Raw genomic sequence first — 18,835 nt, 5'->3', positions numbered from 1 at the left:
CGGCGGGTGAGGGGGGTTCCCCAGGCGGGGAGCGCTTCGAGGTCGGGGGTGGGGTGCGGGACGGGGATGTCGGCGGGGGCGAGGGCCACGCGGCCGTAGGCGGTCAGGGAGTGGTGGGAGATGCCGAGGTGGCGGTCGCGGGGGTCGGCTCCGGAGACGCGGAGGGAGGCGACGGGGCGTCCGCCGAGGGTGGCGGTGGCGTTGACGGCTTCTCCGGCGGCGACGCCGGAGTATCCCCATCGGGTGCCGGTGCCGAGGTTGCCGGGGCCTTGGGTGATGACGGTGATGTCGGCGTGGGCGATGCGGTGGGCGGCGAGGAGCCCGGTGTGGACGGTGACGGCTTCGAGGTCGCCGCCGAAGGCCTGGCCGACGGTGATGGTGGTGTGGAGCCAGCCGGTGTCGCGGAGGGTGGCGATGGTGCGGGAGAAGGCGGCGGGCAGGGCGGCGCCGTCGGTCATGACGTAGGCGATGCGGGGTGCGGGGCGTCCGGCGAGGTGGGCGGCGTGCCGGGCGCCGGCGACGATCGCGGGCAGGGCGGAGTGGAGGTCGGCGACGACGACGGGCATGGCGTCGAGGTCGTCGGCGACGACGAGGGCGTAGCCGCCGGTGCCGAGTCCGCGGGCGAGGGCGGAGCAGTTGAGCAGGAGGCGGTCGCCGGGGGCGGGGTGGCCGACGAGGGTGGTGTAGGCGAGGGCGCGGACGCGGAGGCTGTCGGGGGTGTCGTCGCGTCCGGGCAGGGGGGTGTCGAGCTGGACGTGGAGCTCGCGGGCTCCGGAGGTGCTGGTTCCCCAGGTGCTGCCGTGCGACACCACGGTGCCGATCCGCCATGTGATCACGCCTGGGAGGGTACCGGCCGTTAGCCTCGTGCTGATGCCTGAAGAGTCCTTGCCGTCGGTGCCGCCCGCGGAGCGTCTGCTGAACCTGGTCATCGCGCTGGTGAACACGAGCGTGTCGATGACCAAGCAGCAGATCCGTCGTGGCGTGGCTGGTTATGGGGACGCGCCGTCGGTGGATGCGTTCGAGCGGATGTTCGAGCGGGACAAGGACACGTTGCGTGCTCTGGGTGTGCCGATCGTGACGGTGGACTCGGGTGGCCACAGCGACGACGTGGGTTACCGGATCGACAACGACGCGTATGCGTTGCCGGCGGTGGACCTGACGCCGGCGGAGCTGGGTGTGCTGGCGCTGGCGGCGCAGCTGTGGAGCGACAAGACGTTGCGGACGGACATCTCGCGGGCGATGACGAAGCTGCGTGCTGCGGGCGCGGGGGAGGCGGCGTCGGACGCGCTGGCGGGGCTGGCGCCGCGGGTGCGGGCGGTGGGGGACGCGTACGGGCCGTTGCTGGAGGCGGTGACGGAGCGGCGGGTGGTGACGTTCCGGTACCGGGCGGCCAGCACGGGGCAGGTGACGGCACGGCACGTGGAGCCGTGGCGGATCGCGGCGCGCGGTGGTGGCTGGTACCTGGTGGGCCGGGACCAGGACCGGCAGGCGCCGCGGGTGTTCCGGTTGTCGCGGATCGAGGGGCGGGTGCGTGTGGGGTCGCGGGCGGGTGCGTTCGAGATCCCGGCGGACCTGGACGTGGACGCGCTGCTGGGGGCGCGGACGGGGCGCGAGCGCACGGCTGTGCTGGCGGTGGTGCCCGAGCGTGCCTCTGCGGTGCGGGCGCGCGCCGTGCCCGTGCCCTCCGACACCTCGTCCGGCACCTCGTCCGGCACCTCGTCCGACGTCGTCCGCGACGCCTCTCCCGGCACCGCCGCCACCGACGCCACCGACGCCCCCCTCGCCGTCCCCCCGGCGGCCGCCGCGGCCCCAGCGGGGCGTGACGTCCTGGCCGTGCGGTTCACGTCGCTGACCACCCTGGCGGAGGAGCTGGCGGGGTACGCCGACGCCGTCGTCGTGCTCGCCCCGCCCGAGCTGCGCACCGAGGTGGTGCGGCGCCTGCAGGCTGCCGCCGGCCTCGCGCCGCGCACCCCCCACCACCGACCCGAGCCCGACGAGGAGACCACTCGTGGCTGAGCGTGCCGACGACCGCCTCGTGCGCCTGCTGGGCCTGGTCGCCTACCTTGACGGTGCGGGCCCCGTGCCCGTCGCCGAGCTCGCGGGCCGCTTCGGAGTCAGCGAGCAGCAGATCCGCGACGACGTCGACCAGCTGTGGGTGACCGGCACCCCCGGCTACTGGCCCGACGACCTCATCGACTTCGACGCCGACGCCGTCGAGCGCGGCGTCGTCCACCTGCGCGAGGCCCGCGGCCTGACACGCCCCCTGCGCCTGGGCACCCGCGAGGCCGTGGCCCTCGTCGCCGCGCTGCGCGCCATGGCCGCCTCCGGTCCCGTGCAGGCCGACCCCGCTCGCGCCCAGCTCGTCGCCTCCGCCCTCGACAAGCTCACCACCGCCACCGGCGAGGCCGCGAGCGCCGTGGACGTGCGGTTGGCTGCGGACGGTGACCCGCGGGTGGTGCAGGCGGTGACGGACGCGCTGGCGCGGGGGCGGCGGCTGCGGATCCGGTACGTGAACGCTGCGGACGTGGCGGGGGAGCGGGACGTGGACCCGGTGCGGCTGCTGACGCAGGACGAGTCGGCGTACCTGCTGGCGTGGTGCCACCGGGCGCAGGGGCGGCGCACGTTCCGGCTGGACCGGGTGCTGTGGGCGCGGGTGCTGGACGTGCCGGTGGAGGGGCGTCAGGTCGACGTGGACGTGGACGTGGCGCAGTCGGTCGCGGAGGCGGGGCAGGACGCGGCGGTGGCGACGGTGCGGTTCGCGTCGGCGGCGCGCTGGGTGGCCGAGGAGGTTCCCACCGAGGCGGTGCGTGACCTGCCGGACGGGTCGTTCGAGGTGCGGCTGCGGGTGACGAACCCGGCATGGTTGCGGCGGCTGCTGCTGGCGGGTGGCCCGGACGTGCTGGAGGTGTCTCCGCCGCAGGTGGCTGCGGACGTGGCGCAGGCGGCCCGTGCGGCGCTGGCGGCCTACGGGGTTGCGGGCGAGGCGTGGCCGGACGCGGGCGCCGGTGCGGCCGTAGGGTGAGCGGCATGTGGTGGTGGCTGGTGTGGACGGTGCTGGTGCTGGGCACCCTGGTGGGTGCGTTCTTCCTGGCCCGGTCGCTGTGGCGCAAGGCGGTGGCGCTGGGCCGTGAGCTGTCGGCGGCGTCGGCGGCGCTGGGCGCCGCGGGGGAGGGCATCGCGGTGGCGGTGGAGCGTGCGCAGGCCGAGGCGGTCGACATCGCGCCCACGATGTTCGACGACGTCACGACCCTGCGCGAGCGGGTGGCGGTGCGCCGCCGGGCGCGGGCCCGTCGGGCCGCTGTGCGCCACGAGCGGCACCTGGTCACGGCGCGCACGTGGTCGCTGGAGGCGTGGTTGGCCGGGCGTCAGGCCCAGCAGGCCAGCGCCCGGGCCGCCCGGGCCGTCCGCGATGCCCCCGGGACCGCTGCCGCCCCGCCGGTTGCGGGCGGCGTGAGCGGGGCGCCGTCGGCCGGTCCGCACGGGGCCCTTCACCGCTCGTTCACCCGGACCCCGTAGGGTTGGTGCCGACGCCTCCCGCGGACCCTTCGGCCGCGGGACCGACGACGAACGAGGAGCCTTTCCATGGGCATGCTCCGGCCTTGGCACATCCTGGTGCTGGTCATCGTGATCCTGCTGCTGTTCGGGGCGAAGCGGCTCCCGGACCTGGCGCGCAGCGTGGGCCAGTCCCTGAAGATCTTCAAGAACGAGGTCAAGGACCTCACCGACGACGGCAAGCGCGACGGGCAGGACCAGACGCCCGGCGCCACGTCCACCCCGGGCGGCCCGACGACGACAGCGCCCGGCACCACCACGGGCACCTCACCGGGTGGGTCTGCCGTGCCGGGGCTCGTCGACCCTGACAAGCCGAAGGCGTAGGCGGTGCCCGGCAACCCCCGGGACCCCGAGGGGCGCATGCCCCTGCGCGAGCACCTGCTCGAGCTGCGCAAGCGACTGTTCCTGGCCGCGTGCGGCCTGGCGGTCGGCGCCGTCGCCGGCTGGCTCCTCTACCAGCCCCTGCTGGACGCCCTCCAGGCGCCCCTGCACGTCGCCGCGCAGGAGCAGGGCAAGACGATCGCGCTGAACTTCACGGGTCTGGCTTCCGCGCTCGACATGAAGGTCAAGGTCGCCCTGTTCCTCGGCGTCATCGTCTCCTGCCCCTGGTGGCTGTTCCAGCTGTGGGCGTTCGTCACCCCGGGCCTGACCCGACGGGAGAAGGGGTACGCCTACGGGTTCCTCGCCGGCGCCGTGCCGCTGTTCCTCGGCGGCGTCGGCCTCGCCTGGTGGGTGCTGCCCCACGCCGTCGACATCCTCGCCGGGTTCGTGCCCGAGGGCGCCACCAACTTCACCGACGCGCAGGGGTACCTCAGCTTCGTCATGCGGCTGGTCCTGGCGTTCGGCCTCGCCTTCGTCTCCCCGGTGCTCATCGTCGGGCTCAACATGGCCGGCCTCGTGCGCCACGAGTCGCTCGCCAAGGGGTGGCGGTGGGCGGTGCTGATCGCGTTCGTCTTCGCCGCCGTCATGACCCCCACGCCCGACGCCCTGACGATGATCTTCGTCGCCCTGCCCATCTGCGCCCTGTACTTCGGGGCGCTGGGCATCACCGTCCTGCACGACCGGCGCACCGACCGGCGCCGCATCGCCCAGGCCGCCTGAGCCGCACCCACCCCCACCACGTCCGCCCCCCGCAGCGCACGTCGGCACCGGCCCGCCCGCCACCGACGTGCGCCACCGACGTGCGCTGCGGACGCCCGAGGCGCCCGTAGGCTGGCGTGCATGACGGCCGACGCACTGAGCCCCGCCGAGCGGTACGCCGCGTCCCGCGCACGCAGCGCCCGCTCGCAGGCCGGCTCCACCACCCGCCTCGCCACCTTCCGCGCCGAGCTCGGGTTCGAGCTCGACGACTTCCAGGTCGAGGCCTGCCAGGCCCTGGAGGACGGGCGCGGAGTCCTGGTCGCCGCCCCCACCGGGGCCGGCAAGACCGTCGTGGGCGAGTTCGCCGTCCACCTCGCACTGGCCCAGGGCGGCAAGGCGTTCTACACCACCCCCATCAAGGCGCTGTCCAACCAGAAGTACGCCGACCTCGCCCGCCGTCACGGCGCCGACAAGGTCGGCCTGCTCACCGGTGACACCTCCGTCAACTCCGACGCGCCCGTGGTCGTCATGACCACCGAGGTGCTGCGCAACATGCTCTACGCCGGCTCCACCGCCCTGGACGGCCTGCAGTTCGTGATCATGGACGAGGTCCACTACCTGGCCGACCGCTTCCGCGGCCCCGTCTGGGAAGAGGTCATCATCCATCTCGCCGACCACGTCCAGCTCGTGTCCCTGTCCGCCACCGTCTCCAACGCCGAGGAGTTCGGCGACTGGCTCGAGATGGTCCGCGGCGACACCGCCGTCGTCGTCAGCGAGCGCCGCCCGGTCCCGCTGTGGCAGCACGTGGTGGTCTCGGCGCCGGAGCCGCGGGGGGTGCCACGGCTGATGGACCTGTACGCCGGGCACGTGGACCCCACCGACCCGGGGGTCAACCCGCCCATCAACCCGGACCTGCAGGACGTGTTCCGGGTCTCGGGGCGGCGCGCGGGGGACCGCGACGAGCACGGCGGGCGGCGCGGCCCGGGCGACCGCGGCTACCGCGGGCGCGGTGGTCGGCGGCCCGGCGGTACCGGGGCCCTGGTGCCGCAGCGGCGCACCCCGCCACGGTTCGCCGTCGTCGACGCCCTGGACGCGGACGGGCTGCTGCCGGCGATCTACTTCATCTTCTCCCGCGCAGGGTGCGAGGGCGCGGTGCAGCAGTGCCTCAGCGCGGGCCTGCGGCTGACGTCCCCGCAGGAGGAGGCGGAGATCCGCCGCATCGTGGAGGAGCGCACCGCCACCATCCCGCCCGAGGACCTGGACGTGCTGGGGTACTGGGCGTGGCAGCAGGCGCTGACCCGCGGGGTCGCGGCCCACCACGCGGGGCTGCTGCCGGTGTTCAAGGAGACGGTCGAGGACCTGTTCGCCCGCGGGCTGGTCAAGGTCGTGTTCGCCACCGAGACCCTCGCGCTGGGCATCAACATGCCGGCCCGGTCCGTGGTCCTGGAAAAGCTCGTCAAGTGGGACGGCACCTCCCACCAGCCGGTGACCCCGGGGGAGTACACCCAGCTGACCGGGCGGGCGGGGCGGCGGGGCATCGACGTCGAGGGGCACGCCGTCGTCGTCGACCACACCGGCCTGGACCCGGTGGCGCTGGCCGGCCTGGCCTCCCGGCGCCTGTACCCGCTGCGCTCGAGCTTCCGCCCCACCTACAACATGGCCGTCAACCTGGTGTCCCAGGTGGGGCACGAGCGGGCCCGGGAGGTGCTGGAGACGTCGTTCGCGCAGTTCCAGGCCGATCGGGGCGTGGTCGGGCTGGCCAAGCAGGCGCAGTCGCACGCCGAGGCCCTGGAGGGCTACCAGCAGGCGATGGCGTGCGACCTGGGCGACTTCGGCGAGTACATGAGCCTGCGCCGGCGCATCACCGAGCGGGAGAAGGAGCTGTCCCGTGCGGCGTCGGGGGCGCGGCGCGCCGAGGCCGTGGCCACGTTCGAGCGGTTGCAGCGCGGAGACGTCGTCGAGGTGCCCACCGGGCGACGCCGCGGGTACGTGCTGGTGCTCGACCCAGGCAAGGACGAGCGTGGCTTCGACGGGCCGCGCCCGACCGTCCTGACCCAGGAGCGGCAGGTCAAGAAGCTCACCCTGGCCGACGCACCCGGGGGCCTGACGGTCGTGACCCGCGTGAAGATCCCCAAGGCCTTCAACGCGCGCAAGCCGGACGCCCGCCGCGACCTGGCCTCCACCATGCGCAACGCGCTGGGCGCGTTCTCCGGTGACGCCGGCACCGGCAAGGGTCCGCGGGCCCCGCGCCCCGGGCAGGGCCCGGGCAGGCGGTCCGACGCCGCGTCGGACAAGGAGCTGCAGTCGCTGCGCTCACGGCTGCGCGCCCACCCCTGCCACGGGTGCCCCGAGCGTGAGGACCACGCGCGCTGGGCGGAGCGGCACGACAAGCTCGCCGCCGAGCACCGGCGGCTGGTGCAGCGCATCGAGGGGCGCACGGGCACGGTCGCACGCACCTTCGACCGCACCTGCACGGTGCTGTCACGGCTGGGCTACCTCGCCCGGCAGGACGCCACCCTGGCCGTGACCGACGACGGGCGGTGGCTGCGCCGGGTCTACGCGGAGAACGACCTCCTGCTGGCGGAGTGCCTGCGGCGCGGCGCCTGGGACGGGCTCGACCCGGCAGGGCTGGCCGCCGCGGTCTCCACCGTCGTCTACTCCGGCCGACGGGAGGAGGACGCCGACCCGTACGTGCCCGGCGGCCCGCACGGGCGGCTCGCGCAGGCGCTCGACGCCACCACCCGGGTGTGGTCCCAGGTCACCGACCTGGAGGAGGAGCACGGCCTGGAGGCCACCGGAGACCTCGACCTGGGCATCGTGGCGCCGGTGCACCGGTGGGCGTCCGGCAAGGGCCTGGACGCCGTGCTGCGCGGCACCGACCTGGCGGCCGGGGACTTCGTGCGCTGGTGCAAGCAGGTCGTCGACGTGCTCGACCAGCTCGCGCAGGCCGCGCCCCGCCCCGCGCTGCGCACCACCGCCCGCAAGGCGCAGGACGCGGTGCTGCGCGGGGTGGTCGCCTACTCGAGCCTGTGACGCCCGTCGCCCGTCGCCCGGGAGATCTTCGCCCGCGGTCCGACGACGCCGGTGCCCTAGAGTCGGGGCCGTGACCTCGACGCTGTACCGCAACGGTGTGATCCACTCCTCGGCCGACCCGTTCGCCGAGGCCCTCCTCGTCGACGACGGTGTGGTGGTGTGGGTCGGTGCCGAGGACACCGCCGCCGGGCTGGCGGCCCGCGCCGACCGGGTGATCGACCTGGACGGGGCCCTGGTGGCCCCCGGGTTCGTCGACGCGCACGTTCACACCCTCGAGACGGGCCTGTCGCTGGAGTCGGTGGACCTGTCGGCCACCGGGGCCTCCCGGGTGCAGGCGCTGGACGCGGTCGCCGCCGGGGCGCGCGGCATGGACGGGGTCGACCCCGACGGCGACGAGGTCCTGCTCGCCTTCGGCTGGGACGAGCGCGCCTGGGGCCCGGACGGCGCCCCGACCGCGGCGGAGCTCGACGCCGCCGCCGGCGGGCGCCCCGTCTACGCGACGCACGCCGACGCCACCTCCGCCGTCGTCTCGACCTCGCTGGCCACCGCCGCCGGCCTCGAGAGGCTGCCGGGATGGGACCCGTCCGGCCTGGTCACCGGCCAGGCGCTGAACGCCGCACGCACCTACGCCCAGACCCTCCCACCAGCCCGGCGCACCCGCGCCTACCAGGCCGCCCTGGCGCGCGCCGCGTCCCTCGGCATCGTCGCGGTGCACGAGATGAGCGCCCCCCACACCGACACCCGGGACGGCCTGCGCGAGCTCGTCGCCATGACCAGCACCGACGGCGACACCGTCCCCACGCTGCCGCAGGTCCTCGCCTACCGCGGCGAGCTGGTCGAGAGCGCGGACGAGGTGCGCGAGCTCATGGCCGAGCTGCCGTTCCTGCGCGGTGTCGCCGGAGACGTCAACGTCGACGGCTCGATCGGCTCACGCACCGCCGCGATGCGCCAGCCCTACGCCGACCAGGTCGCCCTGCCCGGCTCCGGCGACCCGACCGGGCTGCTCTACCTCACCGCCCAGGAGATCGGCGCGCACCTGGCCGCATGCTCCGAGGCCGGCGTCCAGGGCGGGTTCCACGTCGTCGGCGATCGCGCGATGGACGAGCTCGTCAAGGGCCTGGACGTGGCCGCCGAGTACCTCGGCGGGGGAGCGCTGCGTGCCGCCCGCCACCGTGTCGAGCACGCCCAGCTCGTCGACGCCGGGGCCCTGGCCTCCCTGCTGCTGCACGGCATCTCCCTGTCGATCCAGCCCGCGTTCGACTCCACGTGGGGTCGCGGCGGCGGCCTGTACTCCAGCCGCCTCGGTGCCGCCCGCGCCGGCAACATGGCACCGTTCGCCGACCTTCAGAGCGCCGGCATCCCCCTAGCCTTCGGGTCCGACGCCCCCGTCACGCCCCTCGACCCGTGGCAGGCCGTGCGAGCGGCCATCACCCACGAGGACGAGTCCCAGCGCTTGTCCGCCCGTGCCGCGTTCCGCGCCCACACCCGCGGCGGGTGGCGTCTGGCCGGTCTCGACTCCACCGGGGCCGGGGAGCTGCGCGTCGGGTCTCCGGCCCACCTGGCCGTGTGGCGCGCACCGGAGTACGTCGTGCAGTCCTCCGGCCGCGGCCTGTCCTCCTGGAGCCAGGAGGCCCGCGCCGGCCAGCCCCTGCTGCCCGACCTCGGCCCCGCGGCCGAGGAGCCGGTGTGCCTGCAGACGGTCCGCGCCGGCGTCCCCGTCTACGACACCTTCGAGTGACCCGGGCGCCCAGCCGGTTCGCGTACGCTTCGCCCGTGCCGGCACCGCAGACCCCTCTGTGGGCGTCACGACCCGTGACGCTCCTGCTCGCCGTGCCCGCCGGCACTGCCCTGTGGGCGGCGTTCCCCGACGTCGCCGCCTGGCCCCTGGTCCTGGTCGCCGTCGCCCTCCTGCACGCCGCGCTGCGCCGCGACACCCCCTGGTGGAACCTGCTGGTCGGGTCCGTCGCCGGCACCGTGTTCTTCCTGCCGCACCTGTGGTGGGCCAACGAGGCCACCGACACCGTGCCCTGGCTCGCGCTGAGCCTGCTCGAGGCTCTGTTCTTCGGGGCGTTCGGCGTGGCCTGGACGTGGGCGCGCCGACTGCCCTGGGTGCGCGGGCACGCCTGGGCGCACGTGCTCGCCTTCGCCGCGGTGTGGACCGCCGTCGAGCAGTGGCGCTCCGCGTTCCCCTTCGGCGGGTTCCCGTGGGGGCGCCTGGCCTGGACCGTGGCGGCCGCACCCACCGGCCGCGCCGCCTGGCTCGGCGGCACCGTGCTCGTCACGTTCCTCCTCGCGGCCGCCGGCGTGCTGCTCGCCCTGACGGCCTCCCGGCTCCTCGCAGCAGCCCGCGCCCCCGGGCGGCGTGCACCGCACCTGCTGGCCGCGACGGGCGCCGCCGCCGTGGCCGCCGTGCTCGTGACCGGCCCCCAGGCCCTGCCCCTGCCCCACGACCCCGCCACCCGGGCCGTGCCGGACCCGCCCGTGACCGCGACGGTGCCCGTCCCGGACCGCTCCCGGCCGGTCGACGCCGCCACCGCGACCGCCCAGGCCGGCGTGCTGCGCGTCGGGGCCGTGCAGGGCAACGTGAACGAGCCCGGCCTCGGCTCGTTCGCCAACCGTGCCGAGGTGCTCGACAACCACATCGCCGGCACCGACCGCGTCGCAGCCACCCACGGCGCCCAGGCAGCCCCGGACGAGCGCGTCGACGTGGTGCTGTGGCCCGAGAACGGGTCCGACCTCGACCCGCAGGAAGCGCGCGACGTCGCCCGCGCCCTCGACGGCGCAGCCGAGCGCGTCGGCGCCCCGATCCTCGTCGGCGCCCAGGAGTTCCCGCAGACCGGTGGCCGCTACAACGTGCTCCTGCTGTGGCAGGACGGCGATGTCCTGGCCCGCTACGCCAAGCAGCACCCCGCCCCGTTCGGTGAGTACATCCCCCTGCGCTCGTTCGTGCGCCTGTTCAGCGACCAGGTCGACCGCGTCACGACCGACATGATCGCCGCACGCAACGCCCCCGTGGTGGACGTGCCCGTCGAGCGGCTGGGGCGCAGCGTGCCGCTCGGCACCGCGATCTGCTTCGAGGTCGCCTACGACGAGATCGCCCGTGACGCCGTGCGCCGCGGCGCCGAGGTGCTCGTCGTCCCCACCAACAACGCGTCCTTCGGCGTGACCGCCGAGTCCACCCAGCAGCTGGCGATGACCCGCATGCAGGCGATCAGCACCGGCCGTGCGGCCGTGCAGATCTCGACCGTCGGCGTCAGCGGCGTCATCACCCCTGACGGCACCCTCGTGGCACGCACCGGCCTGTTCACCCCCGACCACCTCGTGGCCGACCTGCCCCTGCGCACCGACCTGACCCCCGCCGTCGTCGCCGGCTACTGGCCCGGCTGGGTCGTCGCAGCCGCTGGGGCGCTGCTGACCGCCGCCGGCCTCGTCCTGAGCACCCGGTCCCGCCGGGCCGCACGCCGTGGCACCACGCTCGACTCCGGCACCACGGCCACCACGGCCACCACGACAGGGGAGGGGCCGGCGTGAGGACGCTCGTCATCATCCCCACCTACGACGAGCGTGAGTCTCTCCCCACGACGCTCGCCGACGTGCGCCACCACGTGCCCGACGTCGACGTGCTGGTGGTCGACGACGCGTCACCCGACGGCACCGGCGAGCTCGCCGACGCCCTGGCCGCCGAGGACGCCGCCGTGCACGTGCTGCACCGCACCGGCAAGGGCGGCCTCGGCGCCGCCTACGTCGCCGGGTTCCGGTGGGGGCTCGAGCGCGGCTACGAGCTGCTGGTCGAGATGGACGCCGACGGGTCCCACCGCGCCGTCGACCTGCCGCGCCTCCTCGCGCGCGCCGCCGCCCCGGACGGCCCAGACCTCGTCGTCGGCTCCCGCTGGGTGCAGGGCGGGGCGGTGGTGAACTGGCCGTGGTACCGCTCCGCGCTCTCCCGCGGCGGCAACACCTACGTGCGCCTGGCCCTCGGCATGCCCGTGCGCGACGCCACCGCGGGGTTCCGCGCCTACCCGGCCCGTACCCTGCGGCGCATCGACCTCGGCTCGGTCGCCTCGCACGGCTACTGCTTCCAGGTGGACATGACGTGGCGCGTGGTGCGCGACGGCGGACGTGCCGCGGAGGTGCCCATCACCTTCGTCGAGCGCGTGGCCGGGGTGTCCAAGATGAGCCGCGCCATCGTGGTCGAGGCGCTGACGCGCACCACGGCGTGGGGGCTGGCGCACCGGGGCCGTCAGCTGCGTTCCTTGCTCCGCGGCACGGACAGGCGGCGCTGACCGACCCCTGGGTGGGCAGCAGCACGACGCCCTCGGCGCGGCGACCACGACGACGAGGGCCGGCACCCGTCACGGGTGCCGGCCCTCGTGGGTCGGTCGGGGTGGGCGCTCAGGCGCCGCGGCGCAGCTTGCCCGCGCGCAGCAGCTCCAGGCGCTCGTCGAGCAGCTCCTCGAGCTCGGCCACGGTGCGACGCTCCAGCAGCATGTCCCAGTGGGTGCGCTGCGGCTTGGTCGCCTTGGGCTCGGGCTTCTCGGCGTCGCGCAGGAGCGCCTCCTCGCCGCAGCGGCACTCCCACACCGGGGGGACCTCGGCGTCGGTGGCGAACGGCAGGATGATGGTGTGCCCGTTGGGGCAGTCGTAGTAAGCCTGGAAGCGGGGAGCGAAGTCGACGCCCTCGTCCGACTCCATGCTCTTCGCACCGATGCTCATACCGCGCAGGGACCGGTCAGGCATGTCGTCCTCCTGGGGAGTCGGGTTCGGATGACCCCTCGTGCCGGCTGCGGCACCCGGGGTCGGAGCATGTCAACGCTTGCCCACAGCGGCTTGTTCCAGGACACCCTGAGACCCGCGACACAGCACAAGCGATGCTGCGTGTCAAGGGTCCTCGGTCTTGCCCCGACTCGCAAACCGACACGCGCATCAGGTGACACATCCCACGCGCACAAGCCTCCCGCACGGGACCGCGAGCGCCGGGCGCGACACACTGGTGCGGGAATGAACCGGGCGGGGGCGTGGTTCTTCGTGCCAGTACATGCAGATGCATGGACCTTCTTTCGACCTTGGAGCTGAGCAGCGTGCAGTTCGGGATCTTCTCCGTCAGCGACGTGACCACCGACCCGATCACGGGTCACACCCCGGACGACACGGAGCGTGTGCGCAGCATGCTGAGGATCGCCCGGCACGCCGACGAGGCGGGCCTGGACGTCTTCGCGACGGGGGAGCACCACAACCCGCCGTTCGTCGCGTCCTCGCCCACCACCATGCTCGGGTACCTGGCCGGGGTCACCGAGAACATCGTGCTGTCGACTGCCACGACCCTGATCACGACCAACGACCCGGTCCGCCTGGCGGAGGAGTACGCGATGCTCCAGGTGATCTCCGGCGGCCGCATGGACCTGATGATGGGGCGCGGGAACACCGGTCCGGTCTACCCGTGGTTCGGGCAGGACATCCGTCAGGGCATCCCCCTGGCGATCGAGAACTACGCGCTGCTGCGCCGCCTGTGGACCGAGGACGTCGTCGACTGGCAGGGCAAGTTCCGCACCCCGCTGCAGGGCTTCACCTCCACCCCGCGCCCGCTGGACGGGGTGCCGCCGTTCGTGTGGCACGGGTCGATCCGCAGCCCGGAGATCGCGGAGCAGGCCGCCTACTACGGTGACGGGTTCCTGCACAACAACATCTTCTGGCCCATGAGCCACACCAAGCAGATGATCGCGTTCTACCGGCAGCGGTTCGAGCACTACGGCCACGGCCGGGCCGACCAGGCGATCGTGGGCCTGGGCGGGCAGGTGTTCGTCCGCAAGAACAGCCAGGACGCGTGGGACGAGTTCCGCCCCTACTTCGACGTGGCGCCCGTCTACGGCCACGGGCCCTCGATGGAGGACTTCACGCGTGAGACGCCGCTGACGGTGGGGTCCCCGCAGCAGGTGATCGACCGCTACGGGGCGTTCGTGGAGGAGGTCGGGTACTACCAGCGTCAGATGTTCCTGATCGACCACGCGGGGCTGCCGCTCAAGACGGTCCTGGAGCAGATCGACATCCTGGCCGAGGACGTGGTGCCTGAGCTGCGGCGCATCGTGGAGGCCAAGCGTCCTGCCGAGGACGTGCCGCTGAACCCGCCCACGCACGCCGAGCGCGTGGCTGCGGCGAAGGCCGCCGGGGAGGCCGGGGCCGGCCACGTGGGCGGTACGGAGGACCGGTGGACGGGGCTGCGCGCCGAGGAGGCCGACCCGGACCAGGCGCAGCCGCGCGCCGGGCGCGCCTTCGGCCTGTGACCCTGCCGCGCCAGCGCCGTGCGAGCCCGGCGACCCCGTCTCGAGAGGATCTTCCCGTGAGCACCCCCCGCACCCTCGCCGTCGTCTCGGCGGGCCTGTCCAACCCGTCCTCGACCCGTCTGCTGGCCGATCGGCTCACGGGCGCCACGGCGCGCGAGCTGGAGACGCTCGGTCACGACGTCACGGTGGAGACGATCGAGCTGCGCGACCACGCGCACGCCGTCATGGACGCCATGCTCACCGGGTTCCCGACGGGCGACCTGGCCACGGCGATCGAGCACCTGGTCGCGGCGGACGGCGTCATCGCCGTCACGCCGCTGTTCACCACCACCTACTCGGGGCTGTTCAAGTCGTTCGTCGACATCCTCGACAAGGACGCCCTGGGCGGCATGCCGGTGCTGCTGGGAGCCACGGGAGGCACGGCCCGTCACTCCCTGGCCGTGGACTACTCGATGCGCCCGTTGTTCACCTACCTGCACGCGGACGTGCTGTCGACGGCGGTGTTCGCCGCGACCGACGACTGGGCGGGCGCCGGTGACCAGGTCAACCCGCTGCCGCGGCGCATCGAGCGGGCCGGCAAGGAGCTGGCCGAGCGGGTGCACGTGCGGCAGAACGTCGGCCCGGCAGACCCGTTCGCGTCCACGCCGAGCTTCCTGGACATGCTCGGCGGCGCCTGAGCACCCCGCCCGGCCACCCGCCCGGCCACCCGCCCGACCTCAGAGCACCGAGGTCGGCTCCGTCAGCTGCAGGCCGTGGGCCTGGGCGACGCCCACGTGCATGACCTGCCCGGCGTGCACGTTGAGCCCGCGCGCCAGCACGGGGTCGGCGCGCAGGGCCTCCTGCCAGCCCAGGTCCGCGAGCGCCACGGCGTAGGGGAGGGTGACGTTGGTCAGGGCGTAGGTGGAGGTGTGGGGGACGGCGCCGGGCATGTTGGCGACGGCGTAGAAGACGGAGCCGTGCACGGGGTAGGTGGGCTCGGCGTGGGTGGTGGGGCGGGAGTCCTCGAAGCAGCCGCCCTGGTCGATGGCGATGTCGACGAGGACCGAGCCGGGCTTCATGCGGGCGACGAGGTCGTTGCTGACCAGGACGGGGGCCTTGGCTCCGGGGACGAGGACGGCTCCGACGACGAGGTCGGCGTCCAGGACGGCCCCTTCGAGGGTCCAGGCGTTGGAGGCGAGGGTCTGGACGCGGCCGAAGAGCTCGCGGTCGGCGGCCTTGAGGGCGTCGGGGTTCTTGTCGAGGAGGGTGACGCGTGCGCCCATGCCGACGGCGATGCGGGCGGCGTTCATGCCGGAGACGCCGGCGCCGATGATGACGACGTGGGCGGGGGCGACGCCGGGGACCCCGCCGAGGAGGGTGCCGCGGCCGCCGGCTGCCTTGAGGAGGGTGGCGGCGCCGACCTGGGGGGCGAGGCGGCCGGCGACCTCGGACATGGGGGCCAGGAGGGGCAGGGTGCCGGCGGGGGTCTGGACGGTCTCGTAGGCGATGGCGGTGACGTCGCGGGCGAGGAGCTCTTCGGTGAGGGCCTTGTCGGCGGCGAGGTGCAGGTAGGTGAACAGGACCTGGCCGGGGCGGATGCGGTGGTACTCGGCCTCGATGGGTTCCTTGACCTTGAGGATGATCTCGCCGGCGGCCCAGGTGGCGTCGGCGTCGGGCTCGATGAGGGCGCCTGCGGCGGCGTACTCGGCGTCGGGGATGGCGGAGCCGGTGCCGGCGCCGGTCTCGACGTGGACGGTGTGCCCGTGGCGGACGAGCTCGTGGACGCCGGCCGGGGTGAGGGCGACCCGGTACTCGTGGTTCTTGATCTCCTTGGGGACTGCCAGGTGCATGGGTGTCGCCTTCTCGGTCGTGGCTGACGGGGAGCAGGTGGCTGGGGCGGGGGTGGCCCGCGTCACCCATTCTTCCGTGCTCGCGTGCATTTCTTCGGCCGGGCGGTCAGATTCCGTGGAAGATTCTGTATGGTCGGGCCATGCCCTCGGATGATTCGCCCGCACCTGGCGCGGCGCCGCTCTCGCCGAACGATGTTCGGCCGGCGGCGACGGGGCTGGAGCCGCGCACCACGGCACCGGTGGTGCTCGACGCCGTGGACCACCGGTTGCTGGCGGAGCTGGCCGCTGACGCGCGGATCCCGAACAACGCGCTGGCGCAGCGGGCGGGCATCGCTCCCTCCACGTGCCTGGCGCGGGTGCGGGCGCTGCGGGACAAGGGGGTGATCCGCGGGTTCCACGCGGACATCGACCCGGCGTTGTCGGGCAGGCCGCTGCAGGCGATCATCGCGGTGCGGATGCAGGGCAGCGCCCGTTCGCGCCTGACGTCGTTCCTGCGGGAGCTGGGTGCGCTCCCCGGGGTGCTGAACGTGTTCCTGCTGGGCGGGGCGCACGACTTCTTCGTGCACGTGGCGGCGCCGGACGCCGACGGGCTCAACGACTTCGTGGTGGAGAACCTGTCGGTGAACCCGGGGGTGGCGTTGACGGAGACGAACCTGATCTTCCAGCACGTGCGGGCGCCCGTCTTCTGACGGGTCGCCGCCCCCGGGCCGAGACCTCTTGCCGGGGCAGTGCGGGTGCGGGACCATGCGTGGCATTCGGGTCCCATCCGGGGACGCTGCGAGGGGAGCGAGCATGCCTGACGACGGTGCCACCACCTCCGCGGTCGAGCGCACCCCCAGCGGGGTGCGGCCGCCGACCCCGCCTGCGGTGCGCTGGGACCCGGGTGCCCGCTACCGCCCCTCGCGGCTCACCGCCCCCGCGCACTGCCTGGAGACCCGGGCGCAGACGCTGCCGGCGGGCGCGGCGCCCGGCGCTCTGTCGCCGGCCGGCGCCGGGCAGGATGCCCGCACGGCGCCCGCCCACCTCCCGGGCCGCCTGTTCCGCGGCCCGGCCCGTCGTCGCGCGGTGTTCGAGCGCGACCTGTGGCAGCCGGCCCCGCCCCGCAGCCTCGCCCGGTCGGCGGCCCTGGCCGAGGCGGTGGACCGCTACCGCCTCGGTGTGCTGGACACGACGGGCCTGGTGCGCGCCGTCGGGCACGTGCTGGCCGCCTGAGTGTCTCGGCGTGAGCTGGTCGTGCTCGGCACGGCCAGCATGGTGCCCACCCGCAGGCGCAACCACAACGGGTACGTGCTGTTCTTCGACGACCAGGCGATCTTGTTCGACCCTGGTGAGGGCACGCAGCGGCAGATGACGCACGCCGGGGTCTCGGCCACAGACCTGACCCGCATCGCCCTGACGCACCTGCACGGCGACCACTCCCTGGGTCTGGCCGGGGTGGTGCAGCGGATCTCGGGGGACCAGGTGCCGCACACCGTCCCCGTCTCCTTTCCCGCCTCAGGGCTCGGCTGGGTGGAGAACCTCGTGCACGCCTCGGCGTTCACCCACCACGAGCGGCTGGTGCTCCAGCCGCTGGAGGCCGACGGGGTCGTGCCGCGCCTGGCGGGGGAGCGCGGTGCCGGCGTGAGGCTGACGGCCCGCCGCCTGGACCACACGATCGACACGTTCGGGTACCGCCTGGACGAGCCCGACGGCACCTCCCTGGACCCGGTCGCCCTGGCCCGGCACGGCGTCGCGGGGCCCGACGTCGGCCGGCTGGTGCGCGAGGGCACGTTCACGCCCGACGGCGGGCGCCCCCTGTCCGTCACCGAGGTCGGCGTGCCCCGCCCGGGGCAGTCGGTCGCGTTCGTCATGGACACCCGCCTGTGCGACGCCGTCGGCGAGCTCGCCGACGGCGTGGACCTGCTCGTCATCGAGTCCACGTTCCTGCACCGCGACGCCGACCAGGCCACCCGCTGGGGGCACCTGACCTGCCGGCAGGCCGCGCAGGTCGCCGCGGACGCCGGGGTGCGCCACCTGGTCCTGACGCACTTCTCCCAGCGCTACAGCGACCCGCGCGAGCTCGAGGACGAGGCGCGCGAGGTGTACGACGGCCCTCTCACCGTCGCCGCCGACCTCGACCGCGTCCCCCTGCCCCGTCGGCGCACCACCACCCCGTGACCCCGTGACCCCGATGACCCCGATGACGTCGCCGCCGCCCCGGCCTGGCAGGAACCCCGCCGCGAGCGCCACGGGCCCCTTGCTGACCGCCGCGGAACTGGCCAGGGCTGTCGACGCCGCGGCAGACCCGGAGGTGGCGGCCTCCTCGCGACGGTTCTTCCAGACGGGGCCGGGGCAGTACGCCGAGGGGGACCGGTTCGCCGGGGTGCGCGTCCCCGTGCTGCGGGCCCTGGCGCGTGAGGCGGCCGCCATGCCCCTGGGGGAGGCGTCACGCCTGCTGACCAGCGAGGTGCACGAGCACCGCCTGGCGGCGCTGCTGGTGATGGTGGACGGGTTCTCCCGTGCCTCCCGGGCTCGCACCCGGGACGAGGCGGTCCGCGACGAGCTGCACGACCGGTACCTGGACGCGGTGCGGGCCGGGCACGTCGACGGCTGGGACCTGGTGGACACCTCGGCCCCCACGCTGGTGGGGGCGTGGCTGCTGGGCCCTCCCGCCCACGACCTCGCCCCGGTGCTCGACCCGCTGACCGCCTCGCCGAACCTGTGGCAGCGACGCGTCGCGATGCTCGCCACCTTCGCCTTCACCCGCGCGGGTGACCCTGGCCCCGCCCTCACCTACGCCCACCGCCTCCTGGACGACAGGGAGCCGCTGCTGCACAAGGCCGTGGGCTGGATGCTGCGGGAGGTCGGCAAGCGGGCCGACGCCGCGGCGCTCGCGGACTTCCTGGAGCGGCACGCCCACGCCATGCCGCGCACCGCGCTGGGGTATGCGACCGAGCACCTGGACCCCGGGGAAAGAGCGCGGCTGCGGGCCCTGTGAGCCGCCCTCCCCAAGGCGCCGCGACAGCCGAACACGCGATTCCTGCCCGAATTCGGGCAGGAACTTGCCGCACGCGGGGACGAGGT

General features: G+C 74.5%; 18 protein-coding genes. 15 read left to right on the top strand and 3 right to left on the bottom strand.

Annotated features, from left to right (window positions below):
* Nucleotides 1–836: DUF3866 family protein (locus DNL40_RS10705; protein WP_111251241.1), on the bottom strand; the 836-nt coding region annotated here is incomplete at its 3' end.
* A 34-nt stretch (nt 837–870) separates the two neighbouring features.
* Between DNL40_RS10705 and DNL40_RS10700 the strand changes: the two genes are divergently transcribed.
* The 9 genes from DNL40_RS10700 (at nt 871) to DNL40_RS10660 (ending at nt 11,948) form a co-directional block, all read left to right on the top strand.
* Complete coding sequence (locus DNL40_RS10700; RefSeq protein ID WP_111251260.1) at nt 871–2,016, top strand: helix-turn-helix transcriptional regulator; 1,146 nt, start codon at nt 871–873, stop codon at nt 2,014–2,016.
* Nucleotides 2,009–3,022: a helix-turn-helix transcriptional regulator gene (locus DNL40_RS10695; RefSeq protein ID WP_111251240.1), complete on the top strand. Its 1,014-nt coding sequence runs from the start codon at nt 2,009–2,011 to the stop codon at nt 3,020–3,022. The genes DNL40_RS10700 and DNL40_RS10695 overlap by 8 nt, the downstream gene beginning before the upstream one ends.
* A gap of 5 nt (nt 3,023–3,027) precedes the next feature.
* The gene (locus DNL40_RS10690; protein ID WP_111251239.1) at nt 3,028–3,516 is read left to right on the top strand and encodes a hypothetical protein; all 489 of its coding nucleotides are present in this window, start codon (nt 3,028–3,030) and stop codon (nt 3,514–3,516) included.
* A 66-nt stretch (nt 3,517–3,582) separates the two neighbouring features.
* Complete coding sequence (tatA, locus tag DNL40_RS10685) at nt 3,583–3,876, top strand: Sec-independent protein translocase subunit TatA (protein ID WP_111251238.1); 294 nt, start codon at nt 3,583–3,585, stop codon at nt 3,874–3,876.
* 36 nt (nt 3,877–3,912) lie between these two features.
* The gene (gene tatC / locus DNL40_RS10680) at nt 3,913–4,653 is read left to right on the top strand and encodes a twin-arginine translocase subunit TatC (protein WP_111251237.1); all 741 of its coding nucleotides are present in this window, start codon (nt 3,913–3,915) and stop codon (nt 4,651–4,653) included.
* A 120-nt stretch (nt 4,654–4,773) separates the two neighbouring features.
* A complete protein-coding gene (locus tag DNL40_RS10675; protein WP_111251236.1) occupies nt 4,774–7,665 on the top strand; it encodes a DEAD/DEAH box helicase in 2,892 nt (963 codons plus the stop codon).
* 70 nt (nt 7,666–7,735) lie between these two features.
* Nucleotides 7,736–9,403: an amidohydrolase gene (locus DNL40_RS10670; RefSeq protein ID WP_111251235.1), complete on the top strand. Its 1,668-nt coding sequence runs from the start codon at nt 7,736–7,738 to the stop codon at nt 9,401–9,403.
* 35 nt (nt 9,404–9,438) lie between these two features.
* Nucleotides 9,439–11,196: an apolipoprotein N-acyltransferase gene (gene lnt / locus DNL40_RS10665; protein WP_245885845.1), complete on the top strand. Its 1,758-nt coding sequence runs from the start codon at nt 9,439–9,441 to the stop codon at nt 11,194–11,196.
* A complete protein-coding gene (locus DNL40_RS10660) occupies nt 11,193–11,948 on the top strand; it encodes a polyprenol monophosphomannose synthase (RefSeq protein ID WP_111251233.1) in 756 nt (251 codons plus the stop codon). Before lnt ends, DNL40_RS10660 begins: the two co-directional genes overlap by 4 nt.
* Before the next feature lie 109 nt (nt 11,949–12,057).
* Here the strand turns inward: DNL40_RS10660 and DNL40_RS10655 are convergent, their stop codons facing one another.
* Nucleotides 12,058–12,402, bottom strand: a complete 345-nt coding sequence (locus DNL40_RS10655) for an RNA polymerase-binding protein RbpA (protein ID WP_111251232.1) — start codon at nt 12,400–12,402, stop codon at nt 12,058–12,060.
* A 341-nt stretch (nt 12,403–12,743) separates the two neighbouring features.
* Here DNL40_RS10655 and DNL40_RS10650 point away from each other — a divergent pair, with 341 nt between their 5' ends.
* Both DNL40_RS10650 and DNL40_RS10645 read left to right on the top strand, forming a co-directional pair.
* Nucleotides 12,744–13,943, top strand: coding sequence for an LLM class flavin-dependent oxidoreductase (locus DNL40_RS10650; protein WP_111251231.1), 1,200 nt, complete (start codon nt 12,744–12,746; stop codon nt 13,941–13,943).
* 56 nt (nt 13,944–13,999) lie between these two features.
* A complete protein-coding gene (locus tag DNL40_RS10645; RefSeq protein ID WP_111251230.1) occupies nt 14,000–14,620 on the top strand; it encodes an FMN reductase in 621 nt (206 codons plus the stop codon).
* Between the two features lie 39 nt (nt 14,621–14,659).
* Here the strand turns inward: DNL40_RS10645 and ald are convergent, their stop codons facing one another.
* Nucleotides 14,660–15,772 (bottom strand): alanine dehydrogenase, encoded by a 1,113-nt coding sequence (gene ald, locus DNL40_RS10640; RefSeq protein ID WP_111251229.1) that lies wholly within the window; start codon nt 15,770–15,772, stop codon nt 14,660–14,662.
* A gap of 140 nt (nt 15,773–15,912) precedes the next feature.
* Here ald and DNL40_RS10635 point away from each other — a divergent pair, with 140 nt between their 5' ends.
* The 4 genes from DNL40_RS10635 to DNL40_RS10620 all read left to right on the top strand — a co-directional run bounded on the left by DNL40_RS10635 (nt 15,913) and on the right by DNL40_RS10620 (nt 18,749).
* On the top strand, nt 15,913–16,461 hold the full coding sequence (locus DNL40_RS10635) for an Lrp/AsnC family transcriptional regulator (RefSeq protein ID WP_111251228.1): 549 nt from the start codon (nt 15,913–15,915) through the stop codon (nt 16,459–16,461).
* Nucleotides 16,462–16,564: 103 nt separating this feature from the next.
* Entirely contained in the window at nt 16,565–16,984 is a 420-nt protein-coding gene (locus tag DNL40_RS10630; RefSeq protein ID WP_111251227.1) for a hypothetical protein, read from the top strand.
* Nucleotides 16,985–17,929 carry a ribonuclease Z gene (locus DNL40_RS10625; RefSeq protein WP_111251226.1) on the top strand — a complete coding sequence of 315 codons (945 nt, stop codon included), beginning with the start codon at nt 16,985–16,987 and terminating at the stop codon, nt 17,927–17,929. It begins immediately after the preceding gene.
* A 13-nt stretch (nt 17,930–17,942) separates the two neighbouring features.
* The gene (locus tag DNL40_RS10620; RefSeq protein WP_245885848.1) at nt 17,943–18,749 is read left to right on the top strand and encodes a DNA alkylation repair protein; all 807 of its coding nucleotides are present in this window, start codon (nt 17,943–17,945) and stop codon (nt 18,747–18,749) included.
* The last annotated feature ends 86 nt before the right edge of the window (nt 18,750–18,835 follow it).

This window comes from Xylanimonas oleitrophica, from assembly GCF_003244315.1.
Taxonomy (GTDB): domain Bacteria; phylum Actinomycetota; class Actinomycetes; order Actinomycetales; family Cellulomonadaceae; genus Xylanimonas_A; species Xylanimonas_A oleitrophica.
This window is presented reverse-complemented; position numbering and strand designations above follow the sequence as displayed.